Annotated in this window: 11 protein-coding genes and 2 pseudogenes; 2 read left to right on the forward strand and 11 right to left on the reverse strand. The window is 40.7% G+C overall.

Annotated elements, in window-relative coordinates; all coding sequences use genetic code 11:
* Window positions 1–185, reverse strand: a pseudogene (locus tag IQ244_RS24450) (IS5/IS1182 family transposase); the annotation flags it as partial.
* Window positions 186–258: 73 nt separating this feature from the next.
* Between IQ244_RS24450 and IQ244_RS24455 the strand changes: the two are divergent.
* Window positions 259–579 (forward strand): annotated as a pseudogene (locus IQ244_RS24455) (IS1 family transposase); the annotation flags it as partial.
* A 41-nt stretch (window positions 580–620) separates the two neighbouring features.
* Here IQ244_RS24455 and IQ244_RS24460 read toward each other — a convergent pair.
* The 4 genes from IQ244_RS24460 to IQ244_RS24475 form a co-directional block, all read right to left on the reverse strand.
* Window positions 621–1922: a response regulator gene (locus IQ244_RS24460; RefSeq protein WP_193898802.1), complete on the reverse strand. Its 1302-nt coding sequence runs from the start codon at window positions 1920–1922 to the stop codon at window positions 621–623.
* On the reverse strand, window positions 1919–4717 hold the full coding sequence (locus IQ244_RS24465; protein WP_193898804.1) for a CHASE2 domain-containing protein: 2799 nt from the start codon (window positions 4715–4717) through the stop codon (window positions 1919–1921). Before IQ244_RS24465 ends, IQ244_RS24460 begins: the two co-directional genes overlap by 4 nt.
* 134 nt (window positions 4718–4851) lie before the next feature.
* Window positions 4852–5841, reverse strand: coding sequence for a DUF928 domain-containing protein (locus tag IQ244_RS24470; protein WP_193898806.1), 990 nt, complete (start codon window positions 5839–5841; stop codon window positions 4852–4854).
* A 187-nt stretch (window positions 5842–6028) separates the two neighbouring features.
* A complete protein-coding gene (locus IQ244_RS24475; RefSeq protein WP_193898807.1) occupies window positions 6029–8596 on the reverse strand; it encodes a CHAT domain-containing protein in 2568 nt (855 codons plus the stop codon).
* Between IQ244_RS24475 and IQ244_RS24480 the strand changes: the two genes are divergently transcribed.
* Window positions 8585–8857: a hypothetical protein gene (locus tag IQ244_RS24480; RefSeq protein WP_193898809.1), complete on the forward strand. Its 273-nt coding sequence runs from the start codon at window positions 8585–8587 to the stop codon at window positions 8855–8857. The two genes, IQ244_RS24475 and IQ244_RS24480, sit on opposite strands and share 12 nt — an antisense overlap.
* A gap of 797 nt (window positions 8858–9654) precedes the next feature.
* On the opposite strand, the gene dpdE is transcribed toward IQ244_RS24480, so the two are convergent.
* The 6 genes from dpdE to IQ244_RS24510 form a co-directional block, all read right to left on the reverse strand.
* Window positions 9655–12957, reverse strand: a complete 3303-nt coding sequence (gene dpdE / locus IQ244_RS24485) for a protein DpdE (protein ID WP_193898811.1) — start codon at window positions 12955–12957, stop codon at window positions 9655–9657.
* A 139-nt stretch (window positions 12958–13096) separates the two neighbouring features.
* Entirely contained in the window at window positions 13097–15574 is a 2478-nt protein-coding gene (locus IQ244_RS24490) for a filamentous hemagglutinin N-terminal domain-containing protein (RefSeq protein WP_193898813.1), read from the reverse strand.
* A gap of 66 nt (window positions 15575–15640) precedes the next feature.
* Window positions 15641–18079 (reverse strand): beta strand repeat-containing protein, encoded by a 2439-nt coding sequence (locus IQ244_RS24495; protein WP_193898815.1) that lies wholly within the window; start codon window positions 18077–18079, stop codon window positions 15641–15643.
* A gap of 66 nt (window positions 18080–18145) precedes the next feature.
* Window positions 18146–20785, reverse strand: a complete 2640-nt coding sequence (locus tag IQ244_RS24500) for a filamentous hemagglutinin N-terminal domain-containing protein (protein ID WP_193898817.1) — start codon at window positions 20783–20785, stop codon at window positions 18146–18148.
* A 96-nt stretch (window positions 20786–20881) separates the two neighbouring features.
* The gene (locus tag IQ244_RS24505; RefSeq protein WP_193898818.1) at window positions 20882–23347 is read right to left on the reverse strand and encodes a filamentous hemagglutinin N-terminal domain-containing protein; all 2466 of its coding nucleotides are present in this window, start codon (window positions 23345–23347) and stop codon (window positions 20882–20884) included.
* A 93-nt stretch (window positions 23348–23440) separates the two neighbouring features.
* Window positions 23441–25903 carry a filamentous hemagglutinin N-terminal domain-containing protein gene (locus tag IQ244_RS24510; RefSeq protein WP_193898820.1) on the reverse strand — a complete coding sequence of 821 codons (2463 nt, stop codon included), beginning with the start codon at window positions 25901–25903 and terminating at the stop codon, window positions 23441–23443.
* Window positions 25904–26012: the final 109 nt, after the last annotated feature.

The following is a 26012-nucleotide window of genomic DNA, read 5'->3' on the forward strand; positions in this document are numbered from 1 at the left end:
CTCCAATATTGAATGACCATTAAAACTTGGTCTTCAATAACTAATTTAGGACTGCGACCAGGCTTCTTTTTGTTTTGAGCATCAGCTTTAACTACATCAACCATTAATTCAAAAGTTTTACGGCTTACTCCAGTCATTCGCTTAAATTTTTTTGCAGTAAGCTGTTTGGCTTTCTCTATTTTCACGGCTCCTCAAAGTCCTAATCGCAAATTGCCAAGCCTCTAATTTTACCACAAAACATTTTTGCAAGAGTTCTAAGGTATTCTGGCTTGGGTATTGGGTGATCATAGTGCAGAAACCTTCAAACCTTTATGGGATATAATAGTTTGCTGTTGGCATTGCTATTTTTATGTCACTGATGGATGGAAGGTTTATCCTCAGTTTATTGACCCTGGTGATCAGCTTGTGAGTAAGATTTACATGACTAGAGTAGAAGGTGAAAACACTCGTTTACGTCATTATTTAGCATGAATGCATCGAAAAACGTTGTGTTATTCTAAATCCGTAGAAATGCTGAAATACTTTATTAGATTATTACTTCATTACTTGAAGTATCATTCTCTTCCTCTATGTTCTTAAATTCATACCCCAATCAGCAACGCCATTTATTATATTTAAAGCTAAATTGGCAGAGTAATCACAAACTTCGTTCCTTTGCCAGTGATTGATGAACAGTTGATATGTCCATGATGTTTATCAACAATGATTTGGTTGCAAATAGCTAATCCTAAGCCAGTTCCCTTACCTACAGGCTTAGTTGTAAAAGATGGCTCAAAAATTCTAGATTGCACTTCAGGAGGCATACCCAAAGCATTATCTTCGATGCAAATTGTCACAGTTTTTTGCTCATGATCAACTGATGTAGTAATTGTGACAGCATAATAGCAAGCGGCTATCTCCTGATGAGAGCAGTTTTGATGCAGGTCATCAAAGGCATCAATAGCATTAGCAATAATATTCATAAATACTTGATTCAGTTGTCCGGGATAGCAAGTAATTGGAGGTAACTCACTGTATTGTGTGATAACTTCGATTTTCGGACGATCGCCTTGATCTTTAAGCCGATGTTTCAATAACATTAAGGTACTATCAATACCTTCGTGAATTTGAAACTTGATCTTAGAAGAAATATCGGATCGAGCAAAGGTTCTCAAAGAAAGGCTGATGTCTTTGAGCCGATTAATTCCCTGGTGCATTGATAACAGAAGTTTTGGTAGATCCTCAGCTAGATACTCTAAGTCAATTTCTTCTATCAGTTCTTCCAGTTCGGGATCTGCCTCTGGTAACTTGTGCTGTTGCAGATTCACTAAACGAAAAAGATCATTTACATATTGCTCAATATAAGAGCAGTTTCCACTAATAAAACCAATCGGGTTATTAATCTCATGACCTATACCTGCAACAAGTTGCCCCAGAGTCGACATTTTCTCACTCTGGATTAGTTGTAATTGAGTTTGTTGTAACTGTTGTATAGAATAAGTTAATTCTGCGGTGCGTTCTTGCACTCTTTGTTCTAATGTTCGCGTCAGATGAGAGATTTTTAGGTGTAACTTGAGTCGAGCAATAACTTCTTCCTGTTGAAAAGGTTTAGTAATATAGTCAACTGCACCCATTTCTAGTCCTTTAACTTTGTCTGTAGCATCAGACAAGGCAGTCATAAAAATGACCGGAATATTTTGAGTGATATTATTAGCTTTCAGCCTGCGGCAAGTTTCAAATCCATCCAGACCTGGCATCATTACATCCAAGAGAATCAAATCGGGATGAGCATATTCTGTTTGTTCAATTGCCGACTCACCATCCGTTGCCATAAGTGCTTTCCAACCACATCCCTTAATAGCTTCAGATAGCACCTTCAGATTATTGGGATTATCATCTACCAATAAAATGTGCATTGGGTTCAAAAGAGTTTCAGTGATCATTGATGTGACTCCGTGGTGACAAATGATTTCAGGAACTTACGGATTTTTGTGGTTTGGAAATTAACAGTAAGTTTGCCCAAGGTATTTGCAAAAGCAGTGAACTGACTATCTTGCTTGATTAACTCTGCGATAATTGCCTCGATCGCCGGAATGTCTCCCATCATTGCGAGATGATATAGTTGTTGCAAAATCTCCTGAGATGGCAAAATCAATTCACCATTATCATCTATTGACTCATTCTTGACAGGTAACTGCTGAGATTGAGATTGGGCATAGATCCAGTCCACATTGAGTAGCGATCGCAGCGCATTTAATAGTTCATCAACTTGCAAGGGTTTGGGTAAAAATGCTGTTGCACCAGCCTCTAAACTTCGTTGCTGATTTTCCTCGAACACTCTAGCACTAGAGACAATAATCGGAATCAAATGAGTCTGGGGATTTTCTTGTAATTGCACCATTAGCTCAAAGCCATCCATATTCGGCATAGCTAAATCCAACACAATCATATCCGGTTGATGTTCAGTTGCCAGATGTAAACCTTGTTTGCCGTCAGTTGCTTCTAAAGTTCGACAGCCAATTTTCTGTAGCAGACTACTCAACAAGGAAAGGTGGTTGCAATCATCATCGACAATCAAAATTTGCGGCGTATGACCGCGAATACCAATGATTTTCTGTTCACTGGCGGCAATGGTTACGGTATTCCAGTCATGAGAAACTGGTACTGGTACTATTAAATCCAGCCAAAATAAACTACCTTCTCCCAAGCTACTCTGCACTTGAATTTGGCTACCCATTAAGGTGGCAATTCTTTGACTGATGGCTAATCCCAACCCTGTACCTTCAGATTTTCTTCCCGCTTCACCTACTTGCTCAAAAGCCAAAAATATTTTCTCCAGTTGGTCTGCTGACATCCCAACACCTGTATCTTCAATCTGAAAGCGAACCTTCTGATAGGTTATTTCTGAAGTCTCATCAGTAATTTGCGAAGACTTTTGCTCAATCACATCTACTTTAAATGTGACGCTACCATTGTCTGTGAATTTGATAGCGTTGCCAAGTAAGTTGATTAAAACTTGTCGTAGCCGCTTTTCATCTACTTGAATGACAACTGCCAGGGAATTGTCTAATAAGATGTTAAATCCAATTCCTTTTTGCTCGGCTCGAATACTGCAAATTTCGGTGACACTATGTAAGAAAGTAGGCAAATGTACATTAGTCGTCACCAATTCTAATTTACGAGCTTCAATTTTCGAGAGATCCAGAATGTCATTAATCAGCATGAGTAAGTGCGACCCACATTGATAAATAATACTGACTCCTTCCCGATTTTTATCGGTCAAATTTGGCGATAGTTCTAGCACTTGAGCAAAACCCAAAATGCCATTTAGTGGTGTGCGTAGCTCATGGCTCATATTGGCCAAAAACTCGCTTTTAGCCTCATTAGCAGCATCAGCAGCTTGTTTGGCTTCCAGCAGTTCATGAGTTCGCTCTTCAACTTTGAACTCCAGAGTTTTAGAATAATCTAGGAGTTGAGAGTTGGCAATTTCTAGTTGCCGATTTGCTTCTTCTAACTTCTGCTGTTTATAGGCATTAGTTGTGGCAATTACGCTGCTGATGAATGCAGCTAAGGCAGGTGTTATGGGAATTAAAACGCCTTGTAAAAACATCCCGTAGCCAACACCGACAAATGCGCCACTAATGCCTACTGTTGCCCACAAAATTTTCCCACCGGGAATCTTTCGCTTGGTACTGAAATTAGCTAAATACCAACTACCACCAGAACCCATTAAAGACCACAAAATAATCCAGAAGGACACAGCCACCCCAGAAACACCGCTTAGGTTGGCTTTCCCAGTTCTTGCCCCTTGCACTAGTTGATAAGCGATATTGGCATGGATGGCAACACCTGGGGTAGGTTTTTGAGCAGAAATCAAAGAAGAACTAAAAGGTGTGCTAAAGAAGTCATTGGTACTGGCAGCAGTTGACCCAATAAACACCATGCGATCGCGCATCATGTTTGCCGGAATTTTGCCTGTTAACACATCCCGCATTGCCACTGTACGAAATGCTGCTTCTGAACCGTGCCAGTTGAGCAAAATTTGATAGCCACCGACATCGGTATCAGAATAACCCGCCTCTTGATTTTGGAGTGGGAGATAGATTTGATTGCCTAAGCGAAACTTCTGTTGTTTTTCGTCAACAGATTCTAAGTTAATTTTTTCGGTTTCTAAATACTTAAGGGCGACAAGAGTTGCCAGTCCCGCTTTAATTTTTCCCTCTTGTTTGGCATCACTTGAAGTAAGTAAGGCACGACGCACATGGCGATCGCCATCCAAAACCAAATCGGCTAATCCTACTTGATCCAATTTTTGCAATTCCGGCGGCGGATTAACACGTTCCCCAGTAATTTTCTCTACACCAATTAAATTGGGAGTGTTACGAAAGACTTGGACAAGTTGTTCATATCCTCTGCCTTCCGGTAAATCTCGATAGATATCCAAGCCAATGGCACGGGGTTGTTGCGCTCTGATCTTTTCGAGTAATTTTGCTAGTGACCAGTCGGGAATTGGCCATTTACCAACTGCTTGGATATCTCCTTCATCAATGGTGACAATGACAATTTCATCAGCTATTGTATTTTGCGACCTTTGTCGTACCCATTCATCACGAAGTTTCCACTCCGGCAAATTAAAAAGTCCCAATGACTGCCCAACAATAAATGTGAGAGCGACACTGGGAGTAATAATTAAAACACTACGAGAGCGTTGGATATAACCTTGAAATTTACGCCACATAATTTCGCCAGGGGCTTAAATAACATTGATTAGCATTCGTCAGCCATGACTCCACTAATACTTGTCTGAAATTGACTATTGGATGGGGCATTGGGTATTAGAAAAACTCTTCTTTTCCCTAGCCCCTACAGTCCTTAATTAGCTGATGCTACTAAAGGTGCTGTGGCAATATCCTTTAAGCTAACGGAGGCGAGAAGTTCTTTCCATTGCTGGATAATCGTTGCATTTTCGGGTTGAGCAGTATGCAGCATAGCCATTGTCGCTACGCAGTCATACCACACCCCGTTTTTACCCAAAGCAACTGCCTGCTTGAGAGTATCTTGCTGCTGCATGATTGTTGACAGTTCAGCAGTCGGCTGGATACGCTCAATCCAACCATCAACGTAAGGTGTACTTGGGCTAAGTTTTCCATCTACTTTCAGCGCCAAGAACCATTGATAGGTTTTACCCACAGCTAAAGCAGGTGCATCCGCTGGTAATTTAAATGCGATGACTCCAGCTTTATTCGCCACAGAAACGGTCATCTGATACTTTGTATTACCAGTTTCATCTTTGATGCTAAACACCGCCTCTTCTGCATTAGAAGCAGGGAGGTAAACCAAAATGGTGGGGCGTTCAGAAAGAGTTGTCCCGTAGAAGCTTTCGGGCAGAAGGGCAATCAGTGCTGCGGGGCCAGTTGCTGCTACAGTCGAAGGATTCAAGTAGTAAGTCCCAAGACGGGAAGCACCGCCACTTGCCTGTTGGGGAGCGCTGTTACCTTTATTTGGGGTAAAGAGGTTCCCGCGGGAAGCACCACCACTTGCCTGTTGGGGAGCGCTGTTATCTTTTTTTGGAGTAAAGAGGTTCCCACGAGAAGCACCGCCAGTGGCTTGTTGAGGAGCGCTGTTATTTTTTTTGGGAGTAAAGAGATTCCCACGGGAAGCTCCGCCAGTGGCTTGTCTAGGCGCACTATTACTTTTATTTGGGGTAAAGAGATTCCCACGGGAAGCTCCACCAGTGGCTTGTCTAGGCGCTGAATTTTTCACCGGCGGGGTGAATGTTACAGCGTAGGCACTAGCCCATGTACTACTAGCAATTAGAGCAATGATGCTCAATATACTAGCGAGATATTGATGTTTCCTCATTTTTGACCTCATCTCATTCAGCAGTGATAGAAAATACATTAAACGACACTGTGTTAACAACTCCTCAAATACGTCTAAACACTATTTAAATTAGGGGAAGGCTACTAGCATTTATAGCTGAATCTATGTTAAAAATCCATAAAAAATGTATTTTTTTAGCCTATAAATTAGTAGTAATATTACGGAATTATAGCCAGTTCCCTACCAAGACAAAGGCCGACCAAAAGAACGGGTCATGGAAGTCAGTTTTACGAATCAGGTTAATTTGCGCTTGCCGTAGTGCCTCAGCTTTAGAGATTTTGGGCTGTCGTAGTTGGTCATAGAAGCGAGTCATGAGCATTTGGGCAGCTTTATCTTTAACTGGCCAGAGTGTGGCAATGGTGGAACGAGCGCCGGATTTGACAGCTAAACCAGCTAATCCCAGAACAGCACGATCATCGCCACTGGCGGTATCACAGGCACTCAGGACTAATAATTCGATCGCCTTTGATGAATTACCACTACGATTTTTGAGGAGTTCGGATAGCTCCTTCACATTCACTTGCCCATCCCACGTAAGTAAGAAGGTATCTTCGAGACGGGAGCTAAATTGCCCGTGGGTTGCGAGGTGGACAACATTAGCCTTACTAGATTTGACTTGATCGGCGAGGGCAAGACTTGTGAATTGCCGGTTGAGTAATGTCGAAGATGGAACTTTCTGAGAAATTTGCCGCACTTCCGATTCCACAGCTGGCAAGGCACTAAAACCAGCACGAGATTCGCTAATTCCACCAACAATCGCATCAATGTGGTTTTGCTGGAGTGACTGGGCTGTCATCAGTTGTAATCCTGGTGAGAGCGCCACAGCATACTTCTCAATCAGATATTGATTACCGTCATATAAGGCTGCCATTGGGATGTTCCGTAATCGCCCATCTAAGACAAATACCAGTGTTTTAGTGTCTTTGAACGCTTGATCTGCTTCGGCTGGACGAATCAGCCAGTCATAAATCTGTTGAGATAATTTTTCCCGAATTGTTGAGTCTGAAACTGGGTTAAGAGCAACAAGAAAATTACCTAAAGTTTGATCAATTTCTGCTTGAGATTTAGGAGTGGAGTAGTAACGCAGTGGTTGTCCAGCTTTAGAGAAAATTACGCCTAAGCGATCGCTTAAAATAATTGGATAAACAACTGTGGCTGTGGGGTCAACTTTGTCAATTTGCTGTGCTTTATCTAAACAAGCTTCGCGGAAAAAGTTATCCAGTTCGGCAATTTGCAGTGACTCAATCAATTCACGCGCTTGTGTTAACGCAGGTTGAGTAGGTTGGTCATCTAGCAGTAAACTCACTAGTTCCCGATAGACAGGCTCAACACTTTCGCGGAACGAAAATTGGACATCGGGGTTGACAGCAACCATATCGCCGCGCAATGCTTTTAATGATTTCACTGCTTCTGTATAAGCTGTAATTGCTTCAAGACGATTGCCTTGTTGCTTATACAACTTTCCTACTTGCCACGCTGATTGAGCAATCAGATCATCCGCTTGGATTTCACGAGCAATACTCAGGGATTTCTTGGCTAGTTCCTGTGCCTCAGTCCACTGTTTTTTCCGACTGTAGAGTTGCGCCCACTCATGTAGTGCATAGGCTTGGGCGCTGCCATCCTGAATTTTTTTGGCAGATTTAACTGTGTCTGCCATCAGTTGCGCTGACTCTTGGCTAGGTAAAACTTGCTCTGGGTTTTCCAAGCGATTTAAGGTGGCAACAAAATTGATTGCAGCACCCAAGGAACTATGACTGGGTGGCAATTCTGCTAACTGTTGCCGTAATTGTGGTGCTAAGGGAATTGCGTATTCTAGTTTGTTGTAATCCACCAATAATTTGAACCGAGCTAAACGCGCTTGTAAAGCTTCATTGGGATTTGTCGCAGATGTTTCTGCATCTTCAAAGTAATTTAATGCGGCTTCCGGGTCTTGCAAATCAGAAGCAACTTTCCCTAGACTTGCAAGAATAGAACTTAACTGAGTTTTAGCGGCAATTTGGTTGGCTGTGGCTAAACTTTGTTCTAATACTGACTGGCTGTTGCGATCGCCGATGGCGTGCAAAGCTAAACCCAGCGATCGCAACCCACTAACTTTGATTTCTGAATCTGGCATTGCTACTAGCTTCTGCCCTAACGCCTCCAATTGTTGTTTCGAGCGACGGTAAAATCCCAAACTTTGTAAGGCCTGTGCTTGGTTGATTTGACAGCCTAAGCTGCCCATTTTATCGCCTGCTTGCTCATAATATTTTTGCGCTTGCTGCCAAATTTCTAGAGCGGTTTCAGTCTTGCCTGTACGTAGTTGTAAATTTGCTTGGGTATTCAGTATTTGCGCCCAGATAATTGCATCAACCGAGGGTTTAGTAGTTTGTAAAATCTTTACACTCTGTTCAATAGATTGTCTGGCTGCTTCCCATTGATTGAGTTCTTGTTGTGCCAATGACAGATAACTCAAACTTAAGGCTTCGTTGGGGCGATCGCCTTGGTTATGATAATTTTTGACTGCCATTTGCCATATCTTCACAGCTTCTGTAAAGCTACCTGAGTGGTAAAGGGTTCGTCCCTGTTCTAGCCAATTAGTTGATTCTGTATTGGATATATTGACATTACGGCTAGAAAGAGAATGAGTTGGTACTTGTAAAGATGCTTGAGTAGGTGTAATTGTGACTGCCAAACACAAGCTCAAAATACTCAAACTGACGTACAGCCAACGACGTTGTATAATTTGGAAATTCATAAGGTAGTTACTAATGTAGTGATATCAAATGTTGCTGAACTGTATATTGGCTATGGGCAACAAAAAACGGTTAATAGTGATGAAATAGATTTTCATTGCCGCATTACCGTCCAAGATGATGAAGTGATATCCATTCTTGGAGACATGAGCATGAGTGCAACTATTCCAAAACAAGCAGAGCTTAGAACCCAGCAATATTCGATTCACCAAATCCATCAAAATTACTTTCATAAACTAGTCGCTCTTTATACCCTTATTTAGTATTCCCCGAATGCTCTTTTGTCTAACTCCAGTGAATATTAAATTATTTGGCTGGCGGATTTGGTGGCGATCGCTATGTCACCATCAAGCAGAAAGACTAATTGACTAGCAGGAAACTGAGCAGGATGGGTAAGGGGTTTTAAAGTTTTCCCGTGTAAATTAGAGGTGATCGCTCAATTTGAGATAGCCAAATAGGTTGTTTGTCTAGAGAAATCAACCATTTACTATTGGGTAAAGATTTATAGACCCATTTATTCCCTACACAAATATTTGAAGTTGCTGTGCGCGACCAATTAAGCCTAAGCTAGATACGATTTTTTTTTACAGCTATTTCTTGTGCAGATATTTCTTTATCCTGCTTGTGAGTGATAGTATTTGCTCTGACATTTGGTGTTATAGTTAAACAAAAAATCAGGCTGATGCTGGACAATAAACTAAGTAAAGACAATTTCATAAAAATGATGGATCTATCTTTTTAGAGATAATTATTCAGACTAAATTAAGATAGATATTCTTGGTTTCAACTTCTAAAATAAGCTGATGAATCAAGGTTTACAATCTAAAATTAGTGTTATTAGCCGTTATAAAGTTTTGTAACTACAAAATACAACCCTAACATTACTTAAAATGTCTTATCCTCAGACATCGAAAGTATTTCTAGACCTAGCGCATCAGCACAAAGCACGGTTTACGCCAACATACAGCATTGTCAGCAAGCCCTACTTACAAGCAGAATTTAAAGTAGCTCCTCGCTGTGCTGTATGCTGGTACTGTTCAGTTAAGCGATCGCTCAATAACTACAAATCCTCAGATAGTGATCGGCCAGATATCACAATAAAACCCACAGATTCAAGTTGAAGCTGTGGCTGACGGATTCCTTTAACAATAACTGACTTTAAAACCCTTTCTATTTTCAGTTCTTCAGCTAGAGTATGATCCCAGGTTTTTGTATTCAAGCGCAAATTTAATTGTTCTACTCTATGACCTAGTTTCTGATCCGCAATTTGAGCATAGTGTTCACATAATTCAAGATAATTTTGACGTTCAGTCAGTAATGTCTGAGACATATTACAGACTTGATAACAAACATTCTGCCAATTATTAGGAGGAATAAAATTGTCAATAATCTCTAAACGCTCTTTCGCTAGATTATAATCTTGCACTCGATGAGAATTTTTATCTTTTTGATAGGGACGCTGTAATATATTTAAAGTTGGTTCATCTTGAACCTCACTGAGTTTTTCTGCACGAGCATCAATAAAGATGGTCTCCATGAAAGGTGGAAACAGAGAATCAACGCGACGCTTGAAAAGATTGAATTGAGAATCATCAAGTTGATAATCTGTAAATATTTGCTGGATTTTTTCGAGATTAAACTCAACTAAAAAGTTACATTGAAAACCAAACCATTCCATACCTGGCTTGCTATCCCACGATAAATCTTGTCGCCATAAAGCAAAAGCTTGACCGCGATCATCCCAATTTATATAGTTATAAATTGTCTCTACTAATTTTTCGCCAATGCGGAAAAGTTTGATACCAGGATTCTGGTTGGCGAGATGGCGGTTATAAGTACCAAATTGGCTGATGTTACTATTAGCAAAGCGAGTTTTTAATTCATTTACAGGCACTAAAGTATATTTGGTTGCCTGATAGTATTTCACATCTTTTAAATCTGGGTGATAAATCGATTTAAATTTTAATGCATCATCAATCCAGCCTTCAATAGCCCGTTTAATTTCCGGATGATTACTATCATAATTATCTAGTTCTTGAAAATATGTATGATCATCTTGTTGAATGTTGATTTCATTCCAAACATCCTCTGAATTTATTTCTAATTGTGCTTGAGTAATTTCTTGTTGAGTTAATCCAATTTGGTTTAATAAACCAGTAGCACCTAATTGAAACAAAGTTTTTTCTAATTCTGATAATTGTTGACTAACATCTAAACTAGCTATTGAATCAGTAAATATCAAAAATCCATCTCTTAAAACTTGATACCAAGCAGCATGAAGGCTTTCTTCTAAGTCAGCACCAACTAGCACAGTAAAATCAATATTTTTAGAGTTACTAATCCGGTTAAATCTACAGATTCTTTGTTCTAACTGATAAGGTATCCAAGGAATATCAAAATTAATTACCCAATCAATAAATTGGAAGTTATGACCTTCTTGTGCAGAAACATCACAAATTAAAATAAAGCAATTAGGATTACTATGAAACTGGGTTAAATTTTTTTCAGTTTCTCCCCAGTCTTGTTCTGATTGATGAATAGCAATACTTTCTGCACCAAACGTTATTGATAGAGAACGAGCAATTTCTTGGCAACTTTGCCCAAACCCACTAAATATCAAGATTTTTGGTAAAGAATCACCAGGAATAGGTCTATTAATCCGCTGCTTGATTCTTTCGCCTAATTGAGTAATATTATTACGAAATGATTGTAGCCCATAAATTTCTGATAAACGGTAGAGAAGAATAATTTTTAGTAATTCAATCCGGTCTCCATCTTCTGAGGGTTGACTAATAATTTGGCGTAAAGATGTGAGAATTTCTTCTTCACCTTCAAATTTTTGAGTTTGAGTTAACAGATTGAGATCATGATTACCAAATTCTTTGATCAGTGCTGGGTGACGAATCCCACTTTGACGTGCTGCAATTACTTGCTCTAAAATACCTAACCAAGTACCAGAAGCCAAAAACAACAATAGAAAAATCCGTTGGTAGTGTTCATCGTTGGGAGCAGCATTACGCCATTTTTCAATAAGTTCATGGATATCAAATGAGCGCTCATCTAAATCGTATTCTTCTTTAGGTGTAATATGACGATTCAATATGGCATTTTCTACCCCAGCACGACGATTACAAAGTATTCGCCGATGTAGTCGATATGTTTCACTGATGTAAATACAAATTTCATCGAGAACTTTATCTTGGCTAGTTAAGGTTTCTGGTAAAGATTTTTCCCATTTGCCTACTAAACTTAATAAATATTTATCATCAGAAAATAGTTTCTGTAGCTGCTCTAAATTATTTGCAATTCCCGAACTTTCTTGGTCATTCTTTAATGATGAAATGATTTGAGAGATGATTTGGCTGTTGTGGATTTTTACCTGAAAATCTGGTAAGTTATTTAATTGATAAATTGTTGGCTCTAGTAAATGCAGCATTACTAGTAAATCTTGGTCATTCTTCAGGATATGACTAGCAGATAACAAAAGTAAGTGTTCACTTTTATGAGCTAAATTTTTATAAATTTCAAACTGTTGACTTATTTTTCTATCCTGAGAATTAGCCATTGCTGCAATATGCTGGGCTTCATCTACAATTAGTAATCCAATCTTGGTTTGTGGTTTGATTTTATGTACATCTTCAGATGCCATTACCACTACTCTTTTGGGAAAATGAGAAATATAAAATTTATTTTCTAATTCATCTTTCCATTGTTGCACTAATTTTCCTGGAACCAGTACTAAGACTATATTATCTGGTTCATCCAATAAATATTGCCGGAGGATGACACCTGCTTCAATAGTTTTTCCTAGTCCTACTTCATCGGCTAATATGTAGCGTTGAACTGAATCTTCTAATACACGTCGGATAACTTGTACTTGGTGAGGATAAAGATGAATATTGGACGAAATTAGTCCTGTCATCCCATGACTAACAGCCCTCTGTTTAACTAAGCATTTAACTAAGGCCAACCTTCTATCATGCAAGTAAGGTGTTTCATGTCCTTTAATTGCTAAGGTTTCAATAGCGTCTTTGACCGCTAAATTACAACGAACGTAAATTTCTTTTTCAGCCGTAATTATAAACTTTTTATCTGGCAAATCAACTTGATACTTGAGAGCGTCTTCGTCCCAACCAAAAATTTTGCCAATTATCCATTGATTTTGGTTTTTTAATTGGAAATAGCATCGAGTCTGTTGTTTTAAGAGGACTGGGGACAACGACCCTAAAGGTACAGTTTTTTGCAAGCGTTGCCCTATGGAACAGAAATACTCAACAACAATATTGCCTTGAGAGATTTCAATAACCTTACCTATCCCCAAAGAATTATTCGAGGACTGTACTAGTGAGCCAATCTGAATCATAATGTTAGTCCTCTGAATACTCATGAACCTTGTAAAAATTTATCTGCCAATTTTACAGAATTCCAATTGTAGCGGGTTTTTGTTCTGACTGTTTAGGTAAGGTTGGCAATCTTGGCTAAGACAAGAGGTAGAACATAGGTTAAGTTTTGGGAACTGCTGCACAGGTTAATGCTTTTTGTCCCTGAGTGGAAGATTCATCTGCGACAAGTTCGATTTTGCCTTGGGCATTACGATGCCAAGATGTAGCTTGGACAAGAACTTCAGGTAATTTAGGGATTTGGGCTGTGACTGTGCTAGTTTTATGGAATGCAGAGATATTACGAGTATCAGCCCAAGTGCGATCGCTCCTAATTTCCTGTGTGGGATTTTGGGGTACACCACCTCTTCCTGTAGCGACAAAACTACTTTCAGTATTATTAGAACAACCACTAGCTATTTTTTGAGATGAATCAGTAAAATTCGCTGGTAATGTCACTAAACCAGAATTAGGGTCAACACCAACATTATGAATTTCCACTGTACCATTGACATTAAACTGGGAACTAGCAGTAATATCGTTTGTTTGGTCTTGGCGGGGAGTCAGGGTATTACGAAACTCTAGACCAATAATCCCTTGAGTAGTGATATCAATATTCCCACCTTTTCCTTTCACCGCATTAGCAACAATATCACTGTTTTCCAGTCCAATCATCACAGGAGCATGGATGCTAATATTGCCGCCATTACCCGTACCCGCTGATGTCGCACTAATCAAGCTATTGTGGCGTAACAACAATAGATCGCTGATTTGTAAGGTCATATTGCCTCCCTCGCCCGATGCTGTTTGAGCTTGAATGCTACCTTGACTGTCTAAGAAAATTTTATTGGCAGCAATTTTGATATTGCCCCCATCACCTGTACCTTGGTTAGTCACACTGACTACGCCGCCATTGGTCAGCGTCAAAGTTGGGGTGGTTATATTCACAGTTCCGGCATTTGCTGACAGAACATTGGGCAAATTGAATAGCTTTTGAATTAATGCTTGAGGGAACAGAACGGCTGAGTTAATACTGCTATTGTTAGCTTGACTATACCCATCAATCAAAATTGATTCCGTCGCGTTAATATTTAAATTTCCAGCTTGACCAATCAAGAATGACGTAGTTGCTACCACTCCTCCATTGAGTATTTGTAATCGGTTCGTATCTAACGTCAAGGTTTGGGCATTGCCTTTACCATAGGTGATTGCACTAATGTTGCTATAGAGTCCTGCTGGGTTGTCTCCCGTGACAGTTGTATTTTGACTGCGAATGGTTACTTGCCCCGTGGAACCATTCGCAAATGTTATTGAAGAGATGGCTGCGCCATTAGAAACTAGTAGATTATTAGTGTTAATGGAGAGATTACCTGCTGATTTAGCTGTTCGGGAAGAGGTAGTTAGAGAAGTCACGCCTGTGGGGTTGATGGCAGAAAAACCAGATATCTCAACTGTCCCCGCATCAATCTGAATGTCGCCACTGGCAGCCGATCCAAACGCATTGCTGTTAACTCCTGCGCCTTGTGAGAGTGTTAAGTGGGGAGTGATGATATGAATGTGTGAACCTGTGCCAGTATTCAATCCTTCAGTGCGGATACCACTACGAATTTTGGCATTGGCTGTTGTACCAACAATCTCAATCCCTTCTGAAGCCTGTAAAAAAATTTCACCCCCAGCGACATTTCCCAGATTTTTGGAAAAAATAATTGAACCATCACTAATTTGAATGTGCTTTCCTTGCAACTGTACTGAACCAGCATTCAAAGCCCCGACACTTGGTAATGCTCCTACAGTCAGCAACGATTTTTGGGTGAGATGAATATCTGCAAAGCTTTGTCCACTCTCGTAACCTAACTGATAACCTTGGGAGATGGGATTTAAACTGACCATTCCGACTCCACTTAAACTTCCCAATTCCAACCTTCCTTGGGGCGCGTTCAAAGTTGCGCCGGTGAGATTTAAGTTACCTCCTACCAGTGCCAAGGTTTTTCCTGGCTTGACCCTCAGTTCTGAGGCACTAGGGTTTTGAGTGATGGGGCTGAGGCTACTAACAGCTGTTAGGGCATGACCTGTACCTTGAACCGTGATGGGGCTTGGATTACTGCCCATTTGTAAGCCAATGGGGACACTCATCGTCAGTAATGGTGTTGCACTGGAATTAGTTACACTAAATTCCACCCCGTCAGCAAATTTAATACTGTTGGCTGTCGCTCCCACAAATGAACCACCAATATTCAAGCTGGCATTTTGCCCAAAAATAATTCCAGCGGGGTTGATTAAAAATAAGTTGGCATTACCTTGGGCGCTGATGGAACCATTAATGTTGGAAACGTTACCACCAGTTACGCGACTAAAAATATTTTGGATATCTGTGGCATTGTTAAAAACTGCTGAACCTTTGCTAGGAATGGAAAATTGGCTGAAGCTATGAAATAAATTATTGCCAACACGAGTGCCGTTGGTGATGGTGTAAGTACTACCAGCACTCACAGCAGTGTTGAGAGTGTTATCAGGTATGACTTGTGCGTAAACACCAGTGTTATGAATAGCAGATATGCAGATTGCACCAAGAAAACCAAACCCAGCAAAAGTTAATTTCATTAACTTAGTTCTTATTTTTTATTCAGTGTTTTATTTTTCCCAATTTAGTATTTTTTTTAACATCGATTAATTTTTGAGAACAGCTGCACAGGTTAATGATGGTTGCACCTGAGAAGGAGATTTAGCGGCAACAAGTTCAATTTTGCCTTGGGCATTACGTCGCCAAGATGTAGCTTGGACAAGGATTTCTGGAGATTTCTGTGTTTGGGCTATAACTGCGCTAGTTTTATTTTGGAATGTAGAGATATCGCGGATATCAGACCAAGTGCGATCGCTCCTAATTTCCTCGGTGGGATTTTGCGGTATCCCACCTCTACCTGTGGCCACAAAACTACTACCAGTATTAGCATCACAACCACTAGCAATCTTTTGTGATGAATCAGTAAAGTCTCCTGGTAATTCCACTAAACCAGAATTGGGGTCAACACCAATGTTGTTAATTTCCACTGTACCATTCACCCCAAACTCTGAACTAGCGGTGATATCATTTTCTGGTGTCAGTTGCGAACGGTATTCTAAACCAATAATTCCCTGAGTGGTGATGTTAATATTCCCACCTTTACCTCGAAGAGCATTAGCAGTGATATCGCTGTTTTCTAAGCCGACAATTACGGGTGCATTGATGTTGATATTCCCGCCATTACCTTGACTGCCTGCGGTGGTTGTAATTTTACTGCGATCCCGCATTAACAGCAAACTTCTTAATTTTAAGTCTATATCTCCACCATTACCAGATTCGGTTTGTGCTTGAATCAACGCCTGATTTTTTAGTTGGATAATATCTGCGATAATTTTCAGGTTGCCGGCATTACCAGTACCTTCACTTGTTACAGTCACAGTAGCATCATCCGTCAAGATCAGATTTGGTGTTTTAATGCTAAGACTACCAGCATTTGCCGTCAGCATATCGGGAAAGCCAAATGATTGACGCAACTTTGCATTAAGACGAGTCGCAGAAGAATTAATTGCACTGTTATTGTTATTGTTACGACCACTAATTGCGATCTCTTCACTTGCATTGATAATGACATTTCCCCCGTTGCCAGCAAACAGTGTAGATGAACCAATTCTTCCCCCATCTAAAATTTGTAATTTGCCAGTATTCAGGATCAAATCTTTGTTATCTCCGAACGCGAATGTAGCTAAAGTAATCGCACTGTCAAATCCTGAAGGGCTGTTGCCGATAACTGTGGTATTTTGATTGCGAATTGAAACTTTACCACTACTTCCACTGGCGAACGTAACTGAAGAAAGGGAAGCTCCACCAGATATTAGCAAATTATCACCTTTAACGAAGATATCGCCAGCACTACCAGAAGCAAAACTCAAAGTGCTAATACCACTAACGCCGTTCGGGTTTATTACTGAAAAACCAGATATTTCAATTGTTTTGGCATCAATATCAATATTGCCACTAGGAGCAATTCCCAAAGTTAGATTATTTAAACCAGCTCCTTTTTGAACAGTAAATTTTTGAGTAGAAATACCAATATTTCCCCCTACTCCAATTCCATAAGTTTCGCTACGAACTCCACTCACAATATTTCCATCTCTACTTCTCCCAATTAAATTAATTTCTGTTGATGCTTGAATGCTAATGTCTCCACCGGTAAGATTTCCATAATTTTGTGCAAGTATCAATGAACCGTCTATTAAACGGATATTTTTTCCTTGCAAACTAACAGAACCTGAATTTATACCACTGACATTTATAAGTGACTGTTCTGCTAATTGAATATCACCAAAAATTTGTCCATTTTCATAACCCAAAGTATAACCTTGTGCATTTGGAATTAAATTAACTTGTCCAATGCCGTTGGTACTACCCAATTCTACCCGTCCTTGTGGGGCAGTAAATATAAATCCATCTATTTGTAAATTACCACCTACCAAGGCTAAGGTTTTCCCTGGTTTCACCTGTAATTCTGTGGAGTTGGGTATTGGAATAATCAAAGAATTGCTATTTGTATATCCTCTTCCTTGAGCTTTGATATAAGCAGAGTTACTGCCCATTTGCAGTCCAATGGGTACACTCATTGTTAATAATGGTTTAGCCGCAGGATTGACAGCACTAAACTCTGTCCCATCAGCGAACTTAATACTACTCGCCGTAGTTCCGACAAATGAACCACCAATATTTAAGCTGGCATTTTTGCCAAAAATAATCCCGGCAGGGTTGATTAAAAATAAGTTGGCACTACCCTTGGCACTGATTTCACCATCAATGTGGGAAATATGACCACCAGTTACCCGACTAAATATATTTTGGATGTCTGCATCATTATTAAAGGCTACGAAACCATTGCTAGGAACAGAAAATTGGCTGAAACTATGAAATAAATTATTACCGACACGGCTACCTTTGGTAATGGTGTAATTATTACTACCACTTACATCTGTGTCGAGAGTGCCATCAGGAGTTACCTGAGCCTGAACATCACTGTGGTAAATAGCAGACATCAAAATTGCACCAATTAAGACCAAACTGGTAACAGTTACTTTCATGAATAGATTTTGTTATTTTCTAGTCCATATTTATTTTTCCCAAGATAATAAAATTTTTAACAGTAGTTAATTTTGGAATGCAGCAGCACAGGTTAAAGCGGGTTGCATCGGTGAAGATGATTTGGCTGCAATAAGCTCAATTTTGCCTTGGGCGTTACGTCGCCAAGACGTAGCTTGGACAAGTGTTTCTGGAGATTTTGCTGTTTGGGCTTGTACTTGTTGTTTGGTGTGGAATGTAGAGATATCGCGGGTGTCTGCCCAAGTGCGATCGCTCCTAATTTCCTGTGTGGGATTTTGCGGTATCCCACCTCTACCTGTGGCGACAAAACTACTACCAGTCTCGTTAGCACAACCACTAGCAATTTGTTGGGATGGGTCTGTGAGATTCTTAGGTAATTCAACTAAACCAGAATTAGGGTCAACACCAACATTATTAATCTGCACAGTCCCATTGACATTGAATTGGGAACTAGCGGTAATATCATTGGTCAAAACTTCTCTAGGATTGAGAAGATTGCGATACTTCAACCCGATGATTCCTTGAGTTGTGATGTGAATATTACCACCCCTACCTTGCACCGCATTGGCAATAATGTCACTGTTTTCTAAACCGACAATATTAGGGGCGTTAATTGTGATGTTACCCCCATTACCACCTGCTTCTGCACTGATGAAACTGCCACGACGCATCAATAAGACATCTCGCACTTGCAGATCAATATTCCCTCCTTCGCCTGCATTGGCTTCCGATCGCAGTTTACTGGCTTGATCCAACTTCAGATAATTAGCCTGAATGAGCATATTACCGGCATTTCCTGTACCTTTGCCACTAACTACAATTTCGCCGCGATCACGCAGACTCAAATTCTTCGTGGTCAGATTTACCGAACCCGCAGTCCCAGGGCCAGTAGAAGAAGCATACAACCCGCTGGGGCCAGTCGCATCAAGAGAGTAAAGTAGTTGGCCACTAGGTACTTGGCTGACACCTGCAATATTCACGGAATTGGCTTGAATAGAAATATTTCCGGCTGTACCGTAGGTTTCAGTTGAGGTAGAAATTCGTCCGCCGTCGAGTAAGTTGAGTTGACCAACATTAAAAGTAATGTTGCCACCTTGTCCCTGACCTAGACTAATCAGTTTTTCAGTAGCAAAATCATAGTTACCATTTGTTGAGGCAAAAAATCGGCTGGCCACGCCAGTTGAAGAACTACCAGCCACCGTTACTTCGTCAGCATTAACAATAATGTTACCCGATGCGCCTTCACCATAAGTACCTGTCCGAATACCAGGGCCATTCAAGACCTCTAGTTTACCGACATTGAGAATGATATCTCCACCCTTACCTGTAGCATATTCACGGATGCTGGTACTCATACCTGTCAAAAATGCAGGTTCATTTGTTGCAGTTTCGCCTGTTATACTTAGGTTCTGTGCTGTGATGATAATGTTGCCACCATCACCAGTTCCTCTGGCGGTAGCACGCAATTCAGCCCCGTCTCGAATGTTGACTTGTGTAGCATCAATTTTGACATTACCACCCCGACCTTGAGAATTATTCATGGTATTGGATGCCAGGGTACTCACACTAAATCGCTGTTTTGTTGGTGTATAGATTGCTTCTCCAATCACATTGACAGTTTTACTTTTGACTGTAATATTGCCCGAATCGCCAATTCCATAGGCACGGGTGTTAATTTGTGCGCCATTTAAAACATTCAGCACAGGTGTTTCAATGGTCACATCACCACCCCGTCCCCTAGCTGTTGCTTGGGAGTAAGCGGCAATTGCTGTGTTAGAAAGGGCTGGCTGACCAATTAGTTCTAGGGATTCTGAAGCTTTGACGAGAATACCTTGTCCTGTGCCTGTGCCTAATGTGTGGGAAGTGATAGTAGAAGAGCCAGACAGAGTAATTTTCCCTGCTTGGAGAGCGATCGCACCACCTTGCTGTCCACTTGTATCAACCTTAGCTGCATTAATAAAGTTTATATTTTGGAACTGAGTCACAGCATTAAAATCTAAGTTGAATCCAGCAGTATTTGCAGACAGTCCCACCAGATTATTCGCTGCAACGCTGCCTAATTCAACTTTGCCATCGGTAGCCGTAATTGTACTCTTGTCAAAAGTTAAGTTATTACCAACCAGTGCAAATGTATTTTTCGCTGGAACTGCTAATTTTGCCCTATAAACGTTAATTGCACCGGAATTACTGCCCATTTGCAAGCCAATTGGCACGCTCATTGTCAATAATGTTGGGGCATTTGTATTCACAGCACTAAACTCTTTGCCATCGGCAAATTTGATGCTATTTGCAGTTGTGCCGATAAAAGAACCACCCACATTTAAGCGAGCATTAGCTCCAAATATAATCCCAGCCGGGTTGAGCAAAAACAGATTCACACCGCTATTAGTGTTGATTGAACCATTAATGTTGGAAACATCACCACCAGTCACCCGACTAAAAATATTTTGGATGCCAGAATTATTGTTGAAGGTAGCAGAACCGTTGCTAGGAATAGAGAATTGCTGAAAGCTGTGAAATAAATTCTTGCCAACAACAGTACCGCCATTAATGGTATAAAGATTCATGCCAGACACAGCCGTGTTAAGTGTACCATCGGGTGTAACTTGTGCCTGAACATGACTATTACCAATAGCCAAGATATAGACTGCACCCATGAAGCCTAATTGAGCAAAAGTTACTTTCATCAGCCTATTTGTAATTCAAATTATCTACTTGCTGTCTAGTCTTCCCAAGATGAAGTGAGTAATTGGAGTGGCTGTGTAATGTTATGGTGAGTTTTTTCAGTTTTTATTAACAGCAGCACAAGTTAATGATGGTGGTAAATTCACAGAAGATTTATCGGCAATTAATTCAATTTTGCCTTGGGCGTTACGATGCCAAGATGTAGCTTGGACAAGAACATCTGGAGATTTCGGTGTTTGGGCTATAACTGCGTTAGTTTTATTGTGGAATGCAGAGATGTCGCGGATATCAGACCAAGTGCGATCGCTCCTGATTTCTTGTGTGGGATTTTGGGGTACACCACCGCGTCCGGTGGCGATAAAACTACTCCCATTGGTACTAGAACAACCACTTGCTATTTGCTGCGATTGATCGGTGACATTGGCTGGCAATTCAACTAAACCAGAATTGGGGTCAACACCAACAGTATTAACTTCCACTGTACCATTGACACCGAATTGTGAACTAGCAGTGATATCATTCTCTGGTGTCAGTTGCGGACGAAATTGTAACCCAAAAATCCCCTGAGTTGTAATGTCAATATTTCCGCCTTTACCTTGGAAAGCATTGGCAATAATATCGCTGTTTTCTAAGCCGAGAATGATAGGTGAATTAATGGTAATGTTACCACCATTGCCGGCAGCACCAGCTTCAGCATTAATGAAGCTACCATTACGTATGAGCAAATAATCGCGGAGTTGGAGATTGATATTGCCCCCTTGACCAACTTTTGTGGATGCAGAAAGACTACTACCATTGTTGAGATATAACGTATTGGCATTAACGTTTAAGGTACCTGCATCACCTTGAACTTCATTTTCAACAAACACTCTTGCCCCATCACGAATAGTTAATTTAGGAGTATTAATGGTGACACTACCTGCATTTGCTTTAGCGGTACTATTGTTACTAATTGCTGTAGGAGTTCTCAGTATGAATAAACGAGCGATCGCTCCAATATAACTAGGATTTGCTGTGTCTTTCATCCCGCTCACATCTATTGACTCAGTGGCATTAATGGTAAGATTGCCAGCATTCCCTCTACTTACACTCGAAACTGAGACTAAACCCCCATCTTCTATTGACAATTTCCGAGTATCTAAATGTAAGTCTCCTGCATCTCCTTTACCAAAAGTATTCGCTGATAACAAACTGATAAAAAGTGATCCAGGGGGAGCATTTAAACTAGAGACATTCACAGTATCAGCAGTAACTTTAACATTGCCTCCCTTACCGCTAGAAAAGCTCCTCGTACCAACATTAGCACCGCCCAAAATTGAAAGGCTATCAGTAGAAATTGATAAATCTCCACCTGGCTTAGTTCCAAAAGCAGCAGCAACAAGCACACCAAAGAGCGGAACAGTAGATGGATCTTGCGGATCAACCCCACCCACAGACACTGTATTGGCATCGATTGTGATGTTACCACCACGGGCCGAATTATAGCTACGATTCATAACAATTGCCCCGCGATCAATTGTTAATGTTGGAGTTGTAATCACAATATTTCCTGCGGTTCCTGATAGTAGAGCTTCATTAACTATGCCACTGGAACTAAGAAAATCTGAGGATCTACCAATTACCTGTAGCGACTCTGTAGCATTAACAGTAATATCTCCTGCTTGACTGTTGCCTAAATTTTGTACTACCAGCAAAGAACCATCCCGAAGATCGATCTGTTTACCCTGAAGTTGAATAGAACCGGGGCTGGTTCCGCGTACAGATGCAACAGCACGTTGACTCATTTGGATATTACCAAAGCTAGAGCCATTACTTGGATAGCTAAACGTTAATGCTTGCGGTGTGAGATGGATATTTGCACTGCCTTGGGTAATGCTGCCAAGTTCGATTCGTCCTCCTGGTGCAGAAAGAAAGCTACTATCGAGAACGAGATCACCGCCTATCAAAGCTAATGTTTTTCCAGGTTTAACCTGCAAACCATTTGTACTAGTTAATCCAGAAACAGGAGATGTGGGATTCAGTTTACTATTATTTGCCATCCCTTGTACGGAAATAGTTCCCAGATTGCCCCCCAACTGTAATCCGATAGGTACACTCATGGTTAACAATGGGGATTGAGTTATGTTGGTACTAAACTCATTGCCATCAGCAAATTTGATGCTATTTGCCGTTGTGCCGATAAAAGAACCACCCACATTTAAGCGAACATCTGCTCCAAATATAATCCCTGCGGGATTGAGTAAAAACAGATTCACACCACTATTAGTTGTGATTGAACCATTAATATAAGAAACACTATTACCAGTCACCCGACTAAAAATGTTTTGGATGCCAGAGGTACTGTTGAATGTGGCAGAACCACCTGTAGGAATAGAGAATTGGCTAAAGCTGTGAAATAAATTATTGCCAACAACAGTACCGCCAGTAATGTTGTAACTATTACTTCCAGACACAGCCGTGTTGAGAGTACTATCGGGTATGACTTGTGCCTGAACACTGCTGTTACCAATAGCAGATATGTAGACTGCACCAATTAAACCTAAGTTAGCAAAAGTTACTTTCATCAACCAAACTTGTAATTATCTACCTTGTATCTAGTCTTCCCAAGATTCAGTTTGCTATGGGGGTGACTGTGTAATGTTATGGTGAGTTTTTTTTCAGCTTTTATGAACAGCAGCACAAGTTAATGATGGTGCTAAATTCACAGAAGATTTATCAGCAATTAATTCAATTTTGCCTTGGGCGTTACGTCGCCAAGATGTAGCTTGGACAAGTGTTTCTGGGGATTTCGGTGTTTGGGCTATAACTGCGGTAGTTTTATTGTGGAATGCAGAGATGTCGCGGATATCAGCCCAAGTGCGATCGCTCCTGATTTCTTGTGTGGGATTTTGGGGTACACCACCGCGTCCGGTGGCGACAAAACTACTACCTGGATTGGCAGAACAACCACTAGCTATTTTTTGAGATGGATCAGTCACATTTGCTGGCAGTTCCACTAAACCTGAATTGGGATCAACACCAATATTATTAATTTCTACCGTACCATTAACATTAAATGCAGAACTAGCTGTAATATCATTGGTCAAATCAACTCTTGGAGTCAAGGTATCACGGAATTTTAGACCAATAATGCCTTGAGTTGTAATGGCAATATTCCCACCCTTTCCTTGTACCGCATTGGCAATAATGTCACTATTTTCTAGCCCAACAATCACCGGAGCATTAATACTAATATTGCCACCATTACCAGTACCCCCTGCTTCGGCACTAATGAAACCGCCATAACGCATAAGTAGTAAATCTTGCAGTTGCAGGTTGATGTTACCGCCTTCACCTGCTTTTGTGGAAGCTAAAAGGTTTCCACCATTCTTGAGTGTGAGAGTATTGGCATTAATTTGCAGATTACCAGCTGTCCCAGAGCCAGTATTTTGGACAAAAATCGTTGCACCATCAGAGACACTAACACTTGGAGCATTAATAGTTGTGTTACCTGCATTAGCACGGGAAATTGTACTAAAAAAACCAACAGGCAGAACAGCAGTACCAATATAGCTAGGTGTTTCTTCTGGTTTCACTCCACTCACGTCAACAGATTCCGACGCATTAATAGTCAGTGAACCTGCATTGCCTAAAATGATGCTAGAAGCTGAGACTCTAGCACCAGCTTGAACCGACAGTTTACGGGTATCAATGTTCAAATTTCCAGCATCACCAGGCCCGAATGTGGCAGCAGAAACTAGACTAAAATAACTGCCTTTTGGAGTTCCTTCACCTGTCACTAGAATTGTATCTGCTTTGATATTCAGATCGCCGCCCTTGCCTGAAGAATAAGGTCTAGCTGCTATATTAGCTCCCGCAGAAACAGATAAATCTTGAGTGGAAATAGAAATATTTCCGCCATGTCCCTTACCAAAAGACGCAGCGAATATCTGACTAACGGCTCGAAAAGCTAGAGGATCGCCCGATGCAAAACCATTGACATCTACTGCATCACTATTGATGATAATGTTACCTCCAGACGCTGTACTAAATGTGCGGTTTAAAATGTAACCACCTTGATCAATATTTAACTTCGGGGTATTAACGATGATATGCCCTGCTGCCGCAGAGGATACGGTGTCATTGATTAAACTACTAGAACTTCTAAAATTAGGTGACTTACCAATGATATCTAGTGACTCAGTAGCATTAACAACAATATCACCAGCAGCTTGGTTACTACGATTTTGAACAAATACCAAAGAACCATCGCGGATACTCACTTGCTTTCCTTGAATGTTGACAGATCCGCCATTTCCTTGGCTGAGATCGCGTGTAGATGCTAAAGCTTTTTGGGTAAGGGTTATATTGCCAAAACTCGCAGTATTAGGATAAATCAGGGTAAATCCTTGAGACGTGGAATTAAGAGTAACGTTGGCGTTACTGACGCTACCCAGTTCTATTTGTCCTCCTGGTGCGGAGAGTAAGCCGCCATCCAAGGCAATATTTCCACCTACTAACGCTAAGGTTTTGCCAGATCGTACTTGTAATCCTCTTGTACCAATGTTGAGTCCAGATATTGAAGACGATGCACTGAAGCTACCATTGTGTCCGGCTCCCTGAACGGTAATCGCTCCAGGATTGCTACCAAGTTGCAATCCAATAGGGACGCTCATTGTCAAGAGGGGGGCTGTTGTATTAGTGGCGCTAAACTCTACCCCATCGGCAAATTTAATGCTATTTGCACTAGTACCAACAAAAGAACCGCCAATACTCAATTTAGCATTAGCCCCAAACAAAATCCCCGCAGGATTTAGCAAGAATACATTGGCGCTACCATTAGCGCTGATTGTGCCATCGATATTCGAGATACTTCCACCTGTGACACGGGCGAAGATGTTTTCTACACTAGTGGAATTATTAAACAGAGCAGATCCACCTGTAGGTATAGAGAATTGGCTAAAGCTATGAAATAAATTATTGCCGACATGAGTGCCGTTGTTGATGGTGTAATTACTACTACCACTCACAGTAGTATTGAGAGTGTTATCGGGGGTTACTTGCGCGTAAACACTACTGTTGTAACTTGCAGATATACAGATTGCACCAAGAAAGCCAAACCCAACAAAAGTTACTTTCATGAACTGATTTTTTATTTTTTATTCCGTATTTATTGTTCCCAATGCAGTCATATCAATTCACAAAATGATTTGGTGAGACAGTTCATTCAACATTTATACAATGCAATTT

Origin of the sequence: Nostoc sp. LEGE 06077 (genome assembly GCF_015207705.1) — a bacterium.
GTDB lineage: Bacteria > Cyanobacteriota > Cyanobacteriia > Cyanobacteriales > Nostocaceae > Nostoc_B.